The 18940-nt window shown below is 45.0% G+C and carries 13 protein-coding genes; 5 read left to right on the top strand and 8 right to left on the bottom strand.

Annotated features, from left to right (window positions below; translation table 11 throughout):
• Nucleotides 1-57 precede the first annotated feature (57 nt).
• Together EXA13_RS10355 and EXA13_RS10350 are read right to left on the bottom strand one after the other, a co-directional pair.
• Nucleotides 58-1314 carry a methyl-accepting chemotaxis protein gene (locus tag EXA13_RS10355; protein ID WP_238133110.1) on the bottom strand — a complete coding sequence of 419 codons (1257 nt, stop codon included), beginning with the start codon at nt 1312-1314 and terminating at the stop codon, nt 58-60.
• A 539-nt stretch (nt 1315-1853) separates the two neighbouring features.
• Nucleotides 1854-3371, bottom strand: coding sequence for an inorganic triphosphatase (locus tag EXA13_RS10350; RefSeq protein ID WP_238133109.1), 1518 nt, complete (start codon nt 3369-3371; stop codon nt 1854-1856).
• Between the two features lie 205 nt (nt 3372-3576).
• Between EXA13_RS10350 and EXA13_RS10345 the strand changes: the two genes are divergently transcribed.
• From EXA13_RS10345 to EXA13_RS10330, 4 genes are all read left to right on the top strand, one after another.
• On the top strand, nt 3577-4257 hold the full coding sequence (locus EXA13_RS10345) for a TIGR00153 family protein (RefSeq protein WP_238133108.1): 681 nt from the start codon (nt 3577-3579) through the stop codon (nt 4255-4257).
• Nucleotides 4258-4400: 143 nt separating this feature from the next.
• Nucleotides 4401-5660 (top strand): inorganic phosphate transporter, encoded by a 1260-nt coding sequence (locus tag EXA13_RS10340; protein WP_238133228.1) that lies wholly within the window; start codon nt 4401-4403, stop codon nt 5658-5660.
• Between the two features lie 231 nt (nt 5661-5891).
• The gene (locus EXA13_RS10335; RefSeq protein ID WP_078926013.1) at nt 5892-6500 is read left to right on the top strand and encodes a TIGR04211 family SH3 domain-containing protein; all 609 of its coding nucleotides are present in this window, start codon (nt 5892-5894) and stop codon (nt 6498-6500) included.
• Nucleotides 6501-6566: 66 nt separating this feature from the next.
• Complete coding sequence (locus EXA13_RS10330; protein WP_078926012.1) at nt 6567-7787, top strand: multifunctional CCA addition/repair protein; 1221 nt, start codon at nt 6567-6569, stop codon at nt 7785-7787.
• Between the two features lie 112 nt (nt 7788-7899).
• On the opposite strand, the gene eno is transcribed toward EXA13_RS10330, so the two are convergent.
• From eno to rlmD, 5 genes are all read right to left on the bottom strand, one after another.
• Nucleotides 7900-9201, bottom strand: coding sequence for a phosphopyruvate hydratase (eno, locus tag EXA13_RS10325; RefSeq protein ID WP_078926011.1), 1302 nt, complete (start codon nt 9199-9201; stop codon nt 7900-7902).
• A gap of 77 nt (nt 9202-9278) precedes the next feature.
• Complete coding sequence (locus tag EXA13_RS10320) at nt 9279-10916, bottom strand: CTP synthase (RefSeq protein ID WP_238133107.1); 1638 nt, start codon at nt 10914-10916, stop codon at nt 9279-9281.
• Nucleotides 10917-11075: 159 nt separating this feature from the next.
• The gene (mazG, locus tag EXA13_RS10315; protein ID WP_158117110.1) at nt 11076-11918 is read right to left on the bottom strand and encodes a nucleoside triphosphate pyrophosphohydrolase; all 843 of its coding nucleotides are present in this window, start codon (nt 11916-11918) and stop codon (nt 11076-11078) included.
• A gap of 63 nt (nt 11919-11981) precedes the next feature.
• The gene (relA, locus tag EXA13_RS10310) at nt 11982-14201 is read right to left on the bottom strand and encodes a GTP diphosphokinase (RefSeq protein WP_238133106.1); all 2220 of its coding nucleotides are present in this window, start codon (nt 14199-14201) and stop codon (nt 11982-11984) included.
• Between the two features lie 64 nt (nt 14202-14265).
• Nucleotides 14266-15588 (bottom strand): 23S rRNA (uracil(1939)-C(5))-methyltransferase RlmD, encoded by a 1323-nt coding sequence (rlmD, locus tag EXA13_RS10305; protein WP_238133105.1) that lies wholly within the window; start codon nt 15586-15588, stop codon nt 14266-14268.
• Between the two features lie 174 nt (nt 15589-15762).
• Between rlmD and barA the strand changes: the two genes are divergently transcribed.
• Nucleotides 15763-18552: a two-component sensor histidine kinase BarA gene (barA, locus tag EXA13_RS10300; protein ID WP_238133104.1), complete on the top strand. Its 2790-nt coding sequence runs from the start codon at nt 15763-15765 to the stop codon at nt 18550-18552.
• Here barA and acpS read toward each other — a convergent pair.
• Nucleotides 18549-18935: a holo-ACP synthase gene (gene acpS / locus EXA13_RS10295; protein ID WP_238133103.1), complete on the bottom strand. Its 387-nt coding sequence runs from the start codon at nt 18933-18935 to the stop codon at nt 18549-18551. The two genes, barA and acpS, sit on opposite strands and share 4 nt — an antisense overlap.
• Nucleotides 18936-18940: the final 5 nt, after the last annotated feature.

Here is an 18940-nt window from a genome sequence, read left to right as displayed (position 1 = left end):
TAAAAACGCCCACCTTAAACAAGTGAGCGTTTTTTATTGACTAATGAATGGAGAAGGTCACACCTTAAAGACGGTAATCTTACTATCCAGCTCTTCCGCATTGTTTTGCATGATTTCAGAGGTTTCAAGTAACTCACTCACCACGGTAACGGAAGCTTCAACCAACTCACGCACATTGGTTAAGTTTTGGTTCATCTCTTCTGCAACACTACTTTGCTGCTCAGCGGCAGTAGCAATTTGGAAGTTCATGTCATTAATTTGTTGGACTTGGAGCACGATACCATCTAGCTCACTCCCCGCGTTGGTCACCAATTCCACACCATCCGCAGCTTCTACTACACTTTTTTCCATTAAATCGACCGCAGAATTAGCACTGCTTTGTAGCTGAGAAATCATGTCTTGGATCTCGACCGTTGCCGATTGAGTCCGTTGAGCCAAATTCCGCACTTCATCCGCCACGACAGCAAACCCCCGCCCAGCCTCGCCAGCACGAGCTGCTTCAATGGCTGCATTCAACGCAAGTAAGTTGGTTTGTTCTGAAATGCCTTGAATGGTCCCCACGACACTACCAATAGCAATAACTCGTTCTTCAACTTGATTGACCGCAGCAGCCGAGGCAGCAATATCTTTAGACAGTTGATCTATCTTACTAATGGTTTTTTGTACAAACTGTTGCCCAGTCTTCGCTTGTTGTGACGTATTTTCTGTCAATGAAGAGGCATTTTGGGCATGTTCAGCAACGGTTTGTACCGTAGAAGACATTTCACTCATCGCAGTGGCAAGCTGATCAATCTCATTAAACTCTTCTTGCGCTGAATCTTTGGTTTCAGACATGCTGATGGTCATTACTTCTGTCAAGGCAGTCAGCTCTTGTGACGTGTTGATCTGTACTTTGATCAGTTCTTGCAGTTGATGGCGGGTGATCTCAAGTTCTCGAGCCACATCCCCATATTCATCCTTACATTCCATCACAATCGGCTGAGATAAATCTCGCTGAGCCATTTGCTTGATAGACTCACTAAGAAATTGAGTTTGACGAAGCATGACCCGTGCTGCAAACATAAGCAGCGCAACAAAGACCACGATCATTAACCCGGTTTGCCAGGCCACTTGCACTAAATAGGCATCATAATGCTGCTGAGCAACGTCCATATTTTGAGTCGCGGCTAATAAGGAGTCATAGAACAGGCTAGCATCCCATAACTGTTTAGCTATCACCAATAAGGTACTGAATATCATCAGCATAACCATCTTTGGTATCAGACGTACATCTGTGATAACCCGTTCCCACGGTTTAAATGCTATCCTCGCCATTGTCCGTTCTCCACTCCGTCTAAATGTCAGTTTTTTCATGCTGTATATCGAAGGTATTATCGATAACATGAATTATTTCGAGCCTCGTATGAAAATAATAGTATCAAAAACCAATCACCATCGATGAGTGGAATATCGCTAATTCGATCATTGATGACGTGATTTGTGATCTCAAGCGGATTGTCTATTACTGCTCGAAATTTAAATTGAAAAATAGACACAAAATCATGACTCGATCACTGTCTCTATCGACTAAGTATGGAAACTCTACAAACCATTTGCCCACTCACGTACACCAATTGTGATCTGAGTCGATGTTTTCTTGCGGGGGTTCAAAGCCCCAGTGAGTAAGATAAAAAACGGATTGGAGAGACAGAATAAGCAAAAGCTCCCTCAATAAAGCAAAGCGATTCCGTATTATTTATTTCACAGATTAAGAGCAAAGATTGCTACAAAAGGTGATTTTGATATAAAAGCTAGAATTGGAAGAAAAAAGGCAGAGGAGCAACAAAAACGCCTCTGCCTTTTATTTTGACAAGCTACTCACGCCAGTAAGGTGGCGTTTCTACACCAATAATTCGAGTTTGTTCCATCGCGTGCAAGATCGAGTTCTCTTGACGAATCAACCACCGATTTACCTGTTCTTGATCTTCCGCTTGCAGTGTATCAAGCAGCTTTTCTAATGTCTTAAGTGTGAGCAGATCATCAATACCGTGTAGCAAATCAGCCCATGGCATTCGAAATGCTAACCGCTTTTCTGCATCATACAAACGGGCAAAACCGATTCCGGTATAAAGGCTTCGCATCAACCGATACTGTTGATCAATATATTCTTGGCTGGATAATGTTTGCTCTGGAGGAAAGACTTCCATAAGTTCAGCCCAAGCACGTTCAAGCTGCTTAACGGAAAAGCCTCGGATATTTCTCGCCATTCGTTCACGAGCTTTCTCGTCCAAAAATGGCTGCCAACCTCGGGTTAGAATCCAGCGACTAAGATCCAGTAATAGCCCCGTATAGCGAGCCGAATGAAGTAACTTGAGCGATTCTTCTCGCTGCGGAAGCTCTTCTTGACGCTGTTTTAACTCTGCCACCAAAAATTTGCGGGCCTCTAACTTACGCAGCGCATAACCTTTATCTTTCAGTAAGTCATCCAGATAGTCGTAATGCTTTAACCACACCAGTTCACCTTCAAGCCATTTCAGCTCTTGACGTAAAATCGCACTGGCACGACGTGGAACAATTCCACCATAAACCGTCAATAACTGACGAATAAAGCTAATCGCATGACTGATTTCATGTAGGGCTGCAATCGAGTCTTGTTCGGTATAAATTTGCTCATGATAATGCCAGTGAGACAAAGCATGCTCTAAAGAGCGAATAAAGCAGGACTCAACCGTATCATCATTTTGCGTGTTCACCAGACTCAATGGTTGAACCTCATCTCCCGAATAATCAGCCGCTAAACGATAGCCTCGCGCCGCCTTACTCAAGTTACCTAAACGCATTCCACCTTGATCGCTTAAATGGCGAGCCAGTACAAACAACGCATCCGTTTGCCCTGATTTTAACTCAAGTTCAACTTCGCAGATCGGCGCTTGATTCGCCCCTGCTTGTACCACGCCTTGGTCAAAAGCCACTTCTATTTGGCTACCATCAGCCATCCCGACTAGCCACTGCTCTCGAGTGAAATTCGTCGCAAATAAAGGCAATAGTTGCGCTTGTAAATCTATCACCTCTCGCCCATCTGGCCAGATATCTGCAGGATGAAGGGAGAGATCGGGATCATTGCTACAATGCTCCGCATTGTATTCAGGTCGTTGGTGTAGCCCAGCCACCACTCGTCCCGCCGTTTTGACGGTTTGTACATATACCTCATCAAAACGACGAATTCGTAGCCCTATATCGTGTTGACGTAACCAGTTATCGGCAGAATCAAAATAGGTGTTCCCTAATTCTCGACAACTGTGCTGAAGTACTTTGATTTCAGAAATTTTACTGCGTAAAACCTCTGAAAAATCTGGAGAAACAAAAAACTTCAGTTCTATTTCGGTTTCCATACTTATACCTTTCGCAGCAGATAGCGACAGGATATTGCCTAAAAGGCAGCGGGGCAAGAGAGAAATATCGACCGATAGATGATCTAAAACAGTTTTAATGCGCCAATTAATGGGTTAACATGCGCGCCTTTATAGCCAACGCTCAACATTTCGCCATAATATGGTATATGTTCTTTTTAGGTTATAGCTATTAGGTTGAATGACCATGCCAGTAAATACCATTATGGGGTTATTTGCAAAGTCCCCTATTAAACCTTTGCAACGACACGTTGTGTGTGTCAATGAATGCTGTTCTCACTTAGTCAATTTCTTTGAGGTTTGTGCTCAAGGTGATTGGGAGAAAGCGGAAGAGATACGCGCACAGATTTCTCATCTAGAGAAAGAGGCCGACGTGTTAAAACGTGAAATCCGTCTAAAACTTCCTCGTGGTTTGTTTATGCCGGTGGATCGGACTGACATGCTTGAGCTTCTCACTCAACAAGATAAACTGGCCAATCTTGCTAAAGATATTGCAGGCCGTGTTTATGGTCGTCAGCTTATTGTCCCTGAACCTCTCCAAGAAAACTTCATCGCTTATGTGAATCGCTGTCTTGATGCCGCGAAACAGGCGCAGAAAGTCATCAATGAACTCGACGAGTTATTGGAAACCGGATTTAAAGGTCGTGAAGTCACTCTCGTGGCGGAAATGATCAATCAACTGGATGTGATCGAGGATGACACCGATGCGATGCAAATTCGACTTCGCCAACAATTAATGGCTATGGAGTCAAAAATGAATCCTATTGATGTCATGTTCTTATACAAAATTTTTGAATGGGTTGGTGGTATTGCCGATCAAGCTCAGCGCGTTGGCGCACGGCTTGAAGTCATGCTGTCTCGCTCTTAAATCATAAAGTTAACCAAATAACTAAGAGTATTAATCGTACCATCACAGTTTAGGCGTTGATTATTGTTCTCGCTGATGGGATTTTTCGTGCCGAAAAAGTACTACGATTTTACTCCGCTTGTTATCAACAACTAGGTATTACGATGGATATCCTTGCGAACTACGGCACAGTCCTGATTCTTGTTGCAGCGATCTTCGGTTTATTAATGGCCATAGGTATTGGGGCGAATGATGTCGCCAATGCGATGGGCACATCCGTTGGCTCAAAAGCCCTCACCGTCAAACAAGCCATCATCATTGCGATGATTTTTGAATTTGCTGGCGCTTACTTAGCGGGAGGAGAAGTCACCGACACCATTCGTAAAGGCGTGATCGAACCCGCGCTCTTTGTTGACCAACCCGAATTGCTTGTGTATGGCATGATGTCTTCTCTGCTTGCCGCTGGCACATGGCTCTTACTGGCTTCTTATATGGGATGGCCGGTGTCTACCACTCACTCGATTATCGGTGCCATTATCGGTTTTGCCTCGGTATCAGTAGGCACTGAGGCTGTGGATTGGAGTTCAGTACAAGGCATCGTGGGTAGCTGGATCATTACCCCATTCATTTCCGGTTTGCTGGCCTATGCTATTTTTGTCAGTGCACAGCGGCTTATTTTTGATACAGAAACTCCACTGATCAATGCCAAACGGTTTGTGCCAGTCTATATGTTCATTACCACCATGGTAATCGCCTTAGTAACCATTAAAAAAGGCTTAAAACATATTGGCTTACACCTGACGAGTTCAGAAGCTTGGCTCTGCTCAATTGCCGTCTCTGCCATCGTAATGGCTTTAGGATACCTTTATATCTATAAGCGTTTTTCGAATACCGATGATAACCCCGGTTTTTCCAGCGTTGAACGTATTTTCTCTGTCTTGATGGTGATTACCGCCTGTGCCATGGCGTTTGCTCACGGCTCCAATGATGTAGCCAATGCGATAGGTCCTTTGGCCGCTGTCGTATCAACGGTGGAGCATCTTGGCCAAGTGGCAGGTAAAAGTACTATCGCTTGGTGGATTCTCCCTCTGGGTGGAATCGGAATTGTGGTCGGTCTTGCCACCCTAGGGCACAAAGTAATGGCAACGGTAGGGACGGGAATTACCGAGCTAACGCCAAGCCGAGGTTTTGCCGCTCAGCTAGCAACAGCATCAACAGTTGTACTAGCGTCAGGAACAGGCTTACCCATTTCAACCACCCAAACCTTAGTCGGGGCGGTATTAGGGGTTGGTTTTGCTCGTGGTATTGCTGCACTGAATTTAGGCGTGGTACGTAATATCGTTGCATCATGGATTGTGACTTTGCCAGCAGGAGCCTTACTGGCCGTCATTTTCTTTTATGTTATTCAAGCCGTGTTTGGTTAATCCATCACGTAAAAAAACTGTCAGTCGTTTGTCATTATTGACTCAAACGCACAGAAAGGGAGGCTTTGCCTCCCTTCTTGGTTGCACCAAGTTCGGAAAGTTTTTACTATCTGCCAAACAAACCTTAAAGCGAAGATCAAATTCTCATGAAAGACACTAGATTGTGTCTCAACTCTCTCAATGAGATGATTTGTTCATATCGCTATATTGACCATCACTAAGGGATAAACCGTGAAAAAACTCGTCTGCATGGTGCTATTTTCTTTGTTGGCTGCACCAACGCTCGCTCAAGACCGCTATATCGCAGATAAACTCTTTACTTATATGCATTCAGGTCCAAGTAATCAATTTCGCATCATTGGTTCGATTGATGCGGGAGAAAAAGTCAAACTGCTCTCGACCAATAAAGAAAATGGTTACAGCCAAATTGTTGATAGTCGAGGCCGTAATGGCTGGGTGGAAAGCCGCTTTGTCACTCGAGATATCAGCATGGCAGTACGCCTTCCTCTGCTGGAAAAAGAGTTAAAAGAAGTAAAAAGCCAATTGGCTAATGCTCGCCAAAATGCCGATAGTGAAAAAGCGGGATTAGTGGATTCACTCGAAATTCGCAATAAGCAAATTGCCGATTTAGAAAAAAGTTACGGTGATATCAGCCAACAATTAACCGCTTCACAAACAGAAATTCGTGAGCTTCGAGCAAAACTCGATACCCAAAAAGAAGACTTACTTCTAAAATACTTTATGTATGGGGGCGGTGTTGCTGGTGGCGGCTTACTGTTTGGCTTAGTCTTACCCCATATTGTCCCACGCCGTAAGCGTAACCCAGCTGGGTGGGCATAATCTTTATTTTTCTTATTACGGTCACCTCAGGTGGCCGTTTTTGTCTCGCTCGATGAAGGAAGAGATGTGCAAGTTTACTTAGTTGGCGGAGCCATCCGCGATCAATTACTCAACCTTCCTGTCTATGATAAAGATTGGGTAGTGGTGGGTAGCAGCCCAGAACAGATGCTCCAAGCTGGCTATCAAGCCGTTGGAAAAGACTTCCCGGTATTCTTGCACCCAAAAACAAAACAAGAATACGCCTTAGCACGCACTGAACGAAAAACTGGTGCTGGCTATACGGGGTTTGCCTGCTATTACGATCAAGAGGTGTCACTTGAGGAAGATTTAGCTCGACGTGATTTAACCATTAATGCCATGGCACAAGACGCACAAGGCAAACTGATCGACCCTTATGGCGGGCAAAAAGATATTGAGCAGCGTGTCTTACGTCATGTTTCACCAGCCTTTGTCGAAGATCCCCTACGAGTCCTACGTGTTGCACGTTTTGCGGCTAAACTCACCCACCTCGGTTTTACCATTGCCAAAGAAACGCAACAATTGATGCAGCAAATCACTCAATCGGGTGAACTCAGCCACCTAACGCCTGAACGGGTTTGGCAAGAGTGGCATAAGTCATTGGCGACTCAACATCCTGACGTTTTTCTTTCTGTACTCCATGAATGTGGCGCACTCGCCGTGGTGCTGCCCGAGCTTGATCGTCTATTTGGGGTACCACAGCCCGAAAAATGGCACCCAGAAATCGATACGGGCATACATACTTTACTGGTTGCCCAGCAAGCCGCTCAACGCTCCCCCTCTTTAACAGTGCGCTTTGCGGCCCAAGTTCATGACTTAGGTAAAGGTGTAACCCCCAAAGCGCAATGGCCGAGTCATAAAATGCACTGCCAGACTGGCATTGGCATTATCAAGCAGTTGTGTGAGCGTGTACGGATCCCTAATGAGTTTAAAGAGTTAGCGTTATTAGTCTGTGAGCAGCACTCAAACATTCATAGAGCAGCGGAATTAAAAGCCAGCACCAAACTCAAAATACTCGACAAATTAGACGTATGGCGTAAACCAGAGCGTTTAAATGAGGTATTACTTTGCTGCCAAGCGGATCATGCAGGCCGATTAGGATGTGAAGAGGCACCTTATCCACAAAGTGAACTCTTTAAGCAAGCTTATCAGGCGGCATTGACCGTCAATGTTCAGCAGATTATTACCGAGGGGTTTCAAGGGAAGGCCATCAAAGAAGCGTTAACTCAGCGCCGAATTCAAGCGATTGCCGCTTTAGAGACACACTGATGGTTTTTATCAAATCAGCCCATATCATAAAAAGATTGTCAGCCCTATAAAAAACGCCCTGCATTGCGGCAGGGCGTTTAGCGATAACAAAACTAAGCTATTTCAATAGAAATTAAGCTTGGCCTTTCACTTCTTTAAGACCGTTGAAAGGAGCACGAGCACCTAGCGCTTCTTCGATACGGATCAATTGGTTGTACTTAGCAACACGGTCAGAACGGCTCATAGAACCTGTTTTGATTTGACCTGCAGCAGTACCTACCGCAAGGTCTGCGATAGTTGCATCTTCAGTTTCGCCACTACGGTGAGAGATGACAGCAGTGTAACCTGCATCTTTAGCCATCTTGATTGCCGCTAGAGTCTCAGTGAGAGAACCGATTTGGTTGAACTTGATTAGGATAGAGTTAGCGATGCCTTTCTCAATACCTTCAGCAAGGATCTTAGTGTTTGTAACGAATAGATCGTCACCAACCAATTGGATCTTATTGCCTAGTAGTTGAGTTTGGTGTGCAAAACCATCCCAGTCAGACTCGTCTAGACCGTCTTCGATAGATACGATTGGGAACTTCTCAACTAGCTCAGCTAGGTAATGGTTGAACTCTTCAGAAGTGAAGGTTTTACCTTCGCCTTTCATGTTGTAGATGCCAGCGTCTTTGTCAAAGAACTCAGAGGCTGCACAGTCCATTGCTAGAGTGACGTCTTTGCCTAGCTCGTAGCCTGCAGCAGCAACCGCTTCTGCGATAACTTCTAGTGCTTCAGCATTAGATTTAAGGTTAGGAGCGAAACCACCTTCGTCACCAACAGCTGTGTTATAGCCTTTAGACTTAAGAACTTTAGCTAGGTTGTGGAATACTTCTGCACCAATGCGTAGCGCTTCTTTAAGCGTTTTTGCGCCAACAGGTTGGATCATGAACTCTTGGATATCTACGTTGTTGTCAGCGTGCTCACCACCGTTGATGATGTTCATCATTGGTAGAGGCATAGAGAACTGACCAGCAGTACCGTTTAGCTCAGCAATGTGCTCATATAGAGGCATACCTTTCGCTGCCGCAGCGGCTTTAGCGTTTGCTAGAGAAACCGCTAGGATAGCGTTAGCACCGAAGTTAGATTTGTTTTCAGTACCATCTAGGTCGATCATGATTTGGTCAACAGTTGCTTGGTCTTTTGCATCTTTACCAATCAATGCTTCAGCGATAGGGCCATTAACCGCACCAACAGCTTTAAGAACACCTTTACCTAGGAAACGAGCTTTGTCGCCATCGCGTAACTCAAGCGCTTCACGAGAACCCGTTGATGCACCAGATGGAGCCGCTGCCATACCAACGAAACCGCCTTCTAGGTGAACTTCCGCTTCAACAGTTGGGTTACCACGTGAGTCGATGATTTCACGACCTAGAACTTTAACGATCTTAGACATTAATGTTTCCTCTCATTGAATTTAAATGTCAAAACTAAAAGGATAGTGACACAACTTACGCCACTATCCATATCCTTTTACTTCAATTCACCGCGCTGGAATTGGCCTGCGGCTTTCACAAAACCAGCAAATAATGGATGTCCATCACGCGGAGTCGATGTGAACTCTGGATGGAACTGAGCAGCAACAAACCATGGATGTGCTGGGTTCTCAATCACTTCAACCAGTTTCTTGTCCGCTGACAATCCAGAAACTTTCAAGCCGGCTTTTTCAATTTGGGGACGAAGGTTATTGTTCACTTCATAACGATGACGATGGCGTTCATGAATCGTGGCACTTCCGTACAATTCATACGCTTTTGTCCCTTTCGTTAAGTGACAAAGCTGAGAACCTAAGCGCATCGTACCACCCAAATCAGAGGTTTCAGTACGTTCCTCAACCTTACCTTCCTTGTCCACCCACTCTGTAATTAAGCCTACTACAGGATATGGGCTTTCTTTGTTAAATTCTGTTGAATGTGCACCTGTCATACCCGCCACATTTCGGGCATATTCGATAAGGGCAACTTGCATACCTAAGCAAATACCAAGGTAAGGAACATCATTCTCACGAGCGTATTGGGTAGCAAGGATTTTACCTTCAATACCTCGGTCACCAAAACCGCCTGGGACTAAAATAGCATCCACACCTTGTAAGATGTCAACCCCTTTGGTTTCCACATCTTGCGAATCAATATACTTAATTGTCACGCTCAGACGATTTTTCAGCCCTGCGTGTTTTAACGCTTCATTGACTGATTTATACGCATCCGGCAATTCAATATATTTCCCCACCATCCCGATAGTGACTTCACCCGTGGGGTTGGCTTCTTCATAAATAACGCGTTCCCATTCTGAAAGATCCGCTTCTGGCGCTGTGATACCAAAACGCGCACAAACTAAATCATCCAAACCTTGAGATTTGATCAGTTGCGGGATTTTGTAAATAGAATCAACATCCTTCATTGAAATAACGGCTTTTTCTGGCACGTTACAGAACAGGGCGATTTTTTTACGTTCATTGGCGGGGATCACGCGATCACTACGGCAAACCAAAATATCTGGTTGAATACCGATAGAAAGCAATTCTTTTACTGAATGTTGGGTCGGTTTGGTTTTCACTTCACCAGCCGCCGCAAGATATGGCACTAAGGTTAAATGCATAAACATCGCATTTTCACGACCCACTTCAATGGCAAGCTGACGGATCGCTTCCATAAAAGGAAGGGACTCAATATCACCAACCGTACCACCGACTTCAACAATAGCGATGTCGTGGCCTTCAGAGCCAGCGATAACACGATCTTTGATCGCATTAGTAATATGAGGGATAACCTGAATCGTGGCACCTAAATAGTCACCACGACGCTCTTTACGGATTACATCGGCATAAACACGACCAGCAGTAAAGTTATTGCGCTTGGTCATTTTGGTACGAATAAAACGTTCGTAATGGCCAAGGTCAAGGTCAGTTTCAGCGCCATCTTCCGTGACAAACACTTCACCATGTTGAGTTGGGCTCATTGTGCCGGGATCAACGTTGATGTAAGGGTCAAGCTTCATCATGGTCACTTTAAGACCACGAGCTTCTAAAATAGCTGCAAGCGATGCTGCTGCAATACCTTTACCTAGAGAGGATACGACCCCGCCAGTAACAAAAATATAATTTGTCGTCATGTTTAACCTGAAATTGGTTGAATGAGGGAAATGGATTTCTTCTGGACGGGATGAAACTATACCAGAACCCATTTATCGCCACAACGTGAAATCTATCACACTCAGTTTTTTATTTTTTGCTTCAAATCAAACAGATTGAACTCGGCTTATTTTCTCTATTCAATCGTGCTTTTTATTGCTGTTTTTACTTAAAAAAGGCGCTATTGCCTCTTTTTCTTCCTGTTTGACTTGCTCCCACATAGCATCAAGTTCGGCTAATGAAAAATCCGTTAAGGGTTGATGATATGTCTGCGCCAATTGTTCCACCCCTTGGAAACGGCGCACAAACTTTTGATTGGCCTTCATTAACGCCACTTCCGGATCTTTCCCTAAGTGACGCACTAAATTGACCGTGGCAAACAACAGATCGCCTAGCTCTTCTTCCACTTTTTGTTCATTAATTTCAACCTGAAGCGCTTCTTCCATCACTTCAGCTAACTCTTCCTGAACTTTCTCTGCGACCGGGCCCAATGTGTCCCAATCAAACCCATATTTCGCACATTTTTTCTGGATTTTGTTGGCTCGCATTAAAGCGGGAAGCGCTTGTGGTATTGAGTCTAGAATACTTTGTTCATCTTTGCCTGCTTGGTGTTTTTCTTTGGCTTTTTCTGCTTCCCAATTAGCCTCAAGCTGCGCTTGATCTGATACCTGAACATCCGAAAAAACATGAGGATGACGACGAATTAGCTTCTCATTCACCGTTTCAACGACCTCGGAAAAATCAAATAAACCTTGTTCTTTCGCCAGTTGACTATAAAAAATCACTTGAAAAAGAAGATCGCCCAGCTCTTCTCGCAGGTTTGACCAATCTTGATGAGCAATGGCCTCCACTACTTCATAAGTTTCTTCAATAGTGTGTGGCACTATGCTGGCAAAGGTTTGTTTAAGATCCCATGGGCAACCATGCTCTGGGTCACGTAACTGATTCATGATCTGTTCAAGCTGTAAAATAGGGTGCGCCATGTTACCTCTCAATAAAAAACGAGGCAGAACCCATGTTCTTGCCTCGTTATAAACGATGCTCTATTAACCTAACCGCTTAACCAGCATCACATCTTTAATTTGTTCAATCCGTTTACAAATACGTTGTAGAACCTCAACATTGTTGAGCTCCAGTTCAAAGTCCATAATGGAGAGCTGCCGCTTATAGTCACTGCGACTTTTCATACTGGTTATTTTGATTTTTTCATTCGCCAGTAATGTCGTGATGTCTTTGAGTAACCCACCTCGTTCCATGGCTTCTACCCGTAGCGTTAAGCGGTAAGTTCCGACAAAACCCCGCCCCCAAACAGTATCAATGATTCGCTCAGGAGCATGGTGACTCAGCTCTTCGAGCTGCTCACAATCGCTGCGATGAACTGAAATTCCGCGCCCTTGGGTAATGTAGCCGCGAATTTCATCACCGGGAATCGGCTGACAACAACGCGCCAAATGCGTCATCAGATTATCCACCCCTTCGACCACCACTGCATCTTTATGCGTTGGGCTACTTACGGCTGGTTTGGTTTCTCCCACCAGTTTTTCAAGGGCCAGTTTATCTTCTTCTTCAGCGGTCGGTTTGTTGACCAGTGCATTGATGTGGTTGACGATTTGGTTAATCCGTAAATCACCGCTGCCTACCCCAACATACATTTCATCAGCACTATTCACGTTAAAACGTTTAAGCGCATAAACCTCAGCATCTTTTAAGGTGGCGCCAATTTTAGCCAACTCGTTTTCTAAGATTTCTCGCCCAGCTTCTAAGTTCTTTTCTCGGCTTTGTTTGCGGAACCAAGCATTGATTTTTGCCCGGGCCCGTCCAGAGTGAACAAAACCCAGTGATGGGTTTAACCAGTCACGCGAAGGGTTTGGCTCTTTGGCAGTAATAATTTCAACCTGATCGCCCATATGTAATTTATGAGTAAACGGCACGATACGCCCACCCACTTTAGCGCCAATGCAGCGATGCCCTACTTCCGAGTGAATATGGTAGGCGAAATCAAGCGGTGTAGCGCCCATCGGTAAATCCACCACATCACCACGCGGTGTAAAGGCATAAACGCGATCATCAAACACTTGGCTGCGCAATTCATCCAACATTTCACCAGAGTCGGACATTTCTTCTTGCCAATCCAAGAGCTTACGTAGCCAGGTGATTTTTTCGTCGTACCCACTTCGTCCAGCACTGCTGCCTTCTTTGTACTTCCAATGCGCAGCCACCCCCAGCTCCGATTCTTCATGCATCTGCTTGGTGCGGATCTGGATCTCTATCGTTTTCCCTTCTGGGCCTAAAATCACCGTGTGAATAGATTGATAACCATTGGGTTTAGGGTTCGCCACATAATCATCAAATTCACTGGGAAGATGCTTATATTTCGTGTGCACTATCCCCAATGCGGCGTAGCAGTCTTGCAGTTTATCCGCAATGATTCGTACCGCGCGTACATCAAACAATTCATCAAAAGCTAGGTTTTTCTTCTGCATTTTGCGCCAGATACTGTAGATGTGTTTGGGACGCCCACTCACCTCTGCATTGATGCTGGATGTTTTCATCTCTTGGCGTAGATCATCGACAAAGTCTCGGATGTACTGCTCACGAACAATTCTTCGCTCAGAGAGTTGCTTGGCGATCTGCTTGTAAGTATCCGGCTGTTGGTAACGAAATGCGTAATCTTCAATTTCCCATTTAAGCTGACCAATTCCAAGGCGGTTGGCTAAGGGGGCATAAATATTGGCACACTCTTTTGCGGCAATACGGCGCACTTCGTCGGGCTGATCTTTCACTTCCCGCAAATTACAAATGCGTTCAGCCAGCTTGATCACCACGCAGCGGAAATCATCAACCATGGCTAATAACATTCGCCGCACATTATCCACTTGCGCCGAAGCTTCACTACCACGCATGGTCACGTTGAGCTGTCCGATGGCGGCCATCTCTTCAACACCATGGATTAATTTAACTATCTCTTTTCCATAGCACTCTTCCAGTTCTTCATTATCAAGCAAACCACTGGTTGCTATTGGGAAAAGAAGAGCCGCCACTAACGTGGGTCTATCCATCGACAAGGTGATCAATATTTCGATCATCTCCCGTCCTCGCCATAACAGTAGCGAGCCTTGAGAATGACCTTCAAGTAATTGCTCACATTGGCGATAGACTTCGCTGAGCCTTGCCGCTGTTTTGGCTTCTTGCTGTAAACTAGCAATCCATTTTTCTAGCTCAAACTGTTCGTCTGGGTTTAAGTGTGCGCTACGTACCGCAACCATAGGGGTGTCCTAATTGTTATAATTTATGGTTTCGACTGACTTTCACATTTGAAAGTTCGGCCGCTTACCGATTTTTTACAAACAGAGCCATAGACTCCAAGTGGCTGGTATGTGGAAACATATCAAGCATGGTCAATTTAGCCAACTGGTATCCCTGACTCAGTAAACTGTGACTATCTCGTGCCAGCGTCGCTGGGTTACATGAAACATACACCACACGCTCAGCACCAAGCCTTGCGACGTGATCTATCACCCCTGCCGCCCCTGCTCGAGCAGGGTCAAGCAAGATTTTATCAAATTTTGCGGCAGCCCACGCCTGGCTGGTCATATCTTGTTCCAAATTCGCTTGGTAAAAGGTTGCCGTCTTGATCTGGTTCAACTCTGCATTATATTTTGCCCACTCAACCATCTCATCCACACCTTCAATGCCGACCACTGAGTAAGCCGATTGGGCGATAGGTAAACTAAAATTACCCAAACCACAGAATAAATCTAGCACTCGATCATCACTTTGAACATCCAACCAGGTAATGGCTTGTTCTACCATCTGCCGATTAACGGATTGATTAACCTGAATGAAGTGGCTCGGTAAAAAAGAAATAGAGGCCCCTGCTTCTTGATAGTTTGGATGTTCACCATACCGATGATCAACCTGCTCTGTTGTGGGTTGTAAATACAGAGAAAGCTGATGCTCTGCGGCAAAGGCCAGTAATTGCTGTTGATCCACTTGGCTTAGTGGAGCTAGATGGCGAAGCATAAGCGCAATCGTATTTTCACCTTTCACCAGCTCAACGTGGCCCAGTTGGTGAGGCTGACTCAAAGCAGTTAGCTGTTTTTTAAGCAGAGGCAATAGAGCATTAAGGCTCGGTTCAAGAACGGGGCAATCGGTCACGGTAACAATTTGCTTGCTCTGCTTACGGCGAAAGCCAAATTGAAGTTGTTGTGTTTTTTTATCCCATAACAGGCTTAAACGCACTCGGCGACGATAGCCTTTTTTCTTCCCACAAATCGGCTCTGACAGGCCGAGTTGCTGATTGGCAAACTTACTCATGAGCTGAGAAAGCGTCTGCTGTTTATGGGCCACTTGCGCAGTATGGTTAAGGTGCTGTAAATCACACCCACCACACTGCTGATAATACGCACAAAACGGTGTAACGCGCTCAGAGCTCGCCTGTAGGACTTTAATCAATTTTGCTCTGGCAAACTTACTCTTACTTTCCGTTAATTGAATCACAACCTCTTCACCCGGCAAGGCACCATCGATAAAAATCGGTTTTCCTTGCTGATAAGCGATACCGGCACCGAGATGATCGAGTTTGATAACACTCACCGACTGATGTTTCGATGAAAGTGAAGTATTCTTCTTAGGTTGAAAAAAACGTGCCATGCTCTGTGCCTAACTGTGATGAATAAAAAGGTTTTTTGCCCGAGCGTCACTATTCTGCACGGGGAAGATTGTCGAGAGCGGGGTTATTGCATTAAGCTATCCGCTCATTGAATAGCTTTGCAACACTCGATGCGGGTTATTTTCCCATATCCACACCACGATGTTTAGACAATAATGACCAAATATGGCTTACGTGCGCGTGTTATTACTCTAACTTTAGCTCCAACCTTGATTATTGGGTTATTGCTTAGCGCCTTATTCTCTTTTAACCGCTATCACGATTTGGAAATTCAAGTGATCAATTCAGGGGCAAGTATTATTGAGCCCCTTGCCATAGCCAGTGAAGAGGCTTTAAAAAATCAAAGTCGTGAATCGGTTCGTCGAATCATCAGTTACGCCCATCGGAAACACTCTAAATTTGTTCGCAGTATTGCAGTTTTTGATGCACGCCATGAATTGTTCGTCACTTCGAACTTTCATCCCAATTTTGAAGTGTTAATGTACCCCAAAGATCAACCGATTCCGGTTTTGGGCAGCTCACAACTCTATGACAATACGCTGATTTTACGTACGCCTATTTTATCAGAAACGCGCTTAATTGAAGACAACCTCAGTGCTCGTACGACTCCGGCATTGGGTTATATCGCGGTAGAGTTGGACCTCTCTTCCTTGCGCCTACAACAATATCAGGAAATCTTTTCAGCCTGCTTGGTGTTAGTGATGGGGCTAACGCTTTCCGGTGTTTTTGCTTTTCGATTGATGCATGATGTAACACGCCCAATCACCCACATGAAAAATATGGTGGATCGCATTCGTCGAGGCCACTTAGATGTACGAATTGAAGGAAAAATGCACGGTGAGTTAGATGCTCTGAAAAAAGGCATCAATGCCATGGCCGTCTCCCTTTCTGAGTATCATGTCGAAATGCAACACAGTATCGACCAAGCCACTTCCGATCTGCGTGAAACACTTGAGCAATTGGAAATTCAAAACATTGAGTTAGATATTGCCAAAAAACGAGCCCAAGAAGCCGCCAGAATTAAGTCTGAATTCTTAGCCAATATGTCGCATGAGCTACGAACACCGCTCAATGGTGTGATCGGCTTTACACGTCAAATGCTCAAAACTCAGTTAACGAACAGCCAAGCTGACTACCTTCAAACAATTGAAAAATCAGCAAATAACTTATTAACCATCATTAATGACATTCTTGATTTTTCTAAACTCGAAGCCGGTAAGCTCGCCTTGGAAAATATTCCATTTGAATTCCAAGAAACGCTCGAAGAGGTCGTTAACCTCCAAGCCACCAGCGCCCATGAAAAAGGGTTAGAAATCACCCTAAAAGTAGACCCGAAAATTCCGGTAGGTCTGGTTGGAGACCCACTTCGTATTCAGCAAGTATTAACCAACCTCGTCGGTAACTCCATCAAGTTTACTGAGCGGGGAAACATTGATATTAGCGTTGAGATGCGAGCACAACGAGACGACAGTGTCGAGCTTCAATTTATGGTACGAGATACCGGAATCGGTATTTCAGAGCGTCAACAAGCTCAGCTCTTCCAAGCCTTTAGTCAAGCGGATGCCAGCATTTCTCGTCGTTATGGCGGAACTGGATTAGGGTTAGTCATCACCCAAAAACTGGTCAGTCAGATGGGGGGAGAAATCAGTTTAACCAGCCGACTCCACCAAGGATCGACCTTCTGGTTTACGCTACGCTTACACGCTACCGAACTGCCGATTAGCGACCGTATTGATCCTCAAGTATTGGATCAAAAACAGCTACTCTTGATCGAACCGAATATGCAAGCCGCTTCGATTGTCCAGCAACAACTGGTTCAAGCAGGATTAGTGGTCACATACCACTCCGCGATTCCAGAGGAGTCTGACCATTACGATTATGTTCTACTCAACTTATCCCCGAATAAAGAGACGGACGCCTCTCAGGTTGAGCAATGGATCGAGCGAGCAATCACACTTGCTCCACATGTGATTATTGGAATACCGAGTACTGAACTTGCCTTAGCAGACCAACTGATGAAAACCTATCCCGTTCAGTGCATGACAAAACCTTTGTCTCGTAAAAAATTACTGCAAATTTTGATCGCTCATCAACCTCAAACGGTAGAAATGATTGAACCGGTAACTTATCAAGACAAGCTACCACTGACTGTCATGGCGGTAGATGATAACCCTGCCAACCTGAAGCTGATCACCGCTTTACTGCAAGAACGCGTTGAACAGGTGATCGCTTGTTCCGACGGTTCTGCTGCGGTAGAGCAAGCCAAATTACATCAATTTGATATTATTTTGATGGATATTCAAATGCCTCATATGGATGGTGTTACCGCTTGTCATGCGATCAAGCAGTTACCGCTCAATACCCAAACGCCTGTTATTGCGGTAACCGCTCATGCCATGCTTGGAGAGCGGGATCGCTTGTTAAAAGCAGGGATGGATGATTATCTTACCAAGCCGATTGAGGAACATGTTTTACAGCAAGTGCTCCTCCATTGGAGCCCACAAAATGCGACCGATAGATTAGAAACACGCCCCCTATCGACGGTGATGCTTCCACCAAAACTCGAGGTTTCCTCAACGGAGATCAAACCAGTAATCGACTGGGACCTTGCTTTAAAACAAGCGGCAGGAAAAGCCGATCTTGCACAAGAAATGCTGACGCTTTTGGTTGACTATATTCCAGAGGTTGCTCAAGTGGTCGAGCAAGCCTTAGAAGAAGCGTCATACCCGATTGAGGACTTACTGCACCATATTCATAAACTGCATGGGAGCTGTTCATACAGTGGTGTACCGTCACTCAAAGCGGTCTGTGCATCGCTGGAGCAAATGCTGCGTTCCGGTAGTGCTATTTGTGATGTAGAACCTGAATTGTTTGAATTACAAGATGAGATGAATAAAGTGCTAGCGGGAGCCAAAGCATATATTCAGCCCCCAAAATCGCCTTAAGCACAGGATTCAAAAATAACCGTAGCCAAAGCGTAATGACGCTCATCAGACAAAGAAAGGTGGGTTGCAGTAATCTGAGCGGCAGTAGCAAATTCAGCCGCTTTCCCGCTCAGTATCAATAACGGTTTTCCATTAACATCATTGCTAACTTGGAAGTCCTGAAAACTGACTCCGTGAGCAATACCCGTACCCAAAGCTTTAGAGGCCGCTTCTTTAGCAGCAAAACGTTTGGCTAAGTAACGGGCTTTTTGCTTTAACGAATGAAATATGACTAACTCTTCTGGCGTTAAGATACGCGCAGCGAAGGCATCACCACTGCGTGACAATGCCTTTTCTATTCGAACAATTTCCGTAATATCCGTCCCCAGCCCGACGATCGCCATCTTGT

This window comes from Vibrio cincinnatiensis, from assembly GCF_022113815.1.
Lineage (GTDB): Bacteria > Pseudomonadota > Gammaproteobacteria > Enterobacterales > Vibrionaceae > Vibrio > Vibrio cincinnatiensis_A.
The sequence above is the reverse complement of the archived record's forward strand: the minus strand, read 5'-3'. Positions and strand labels throughout refer to the sequence as shown.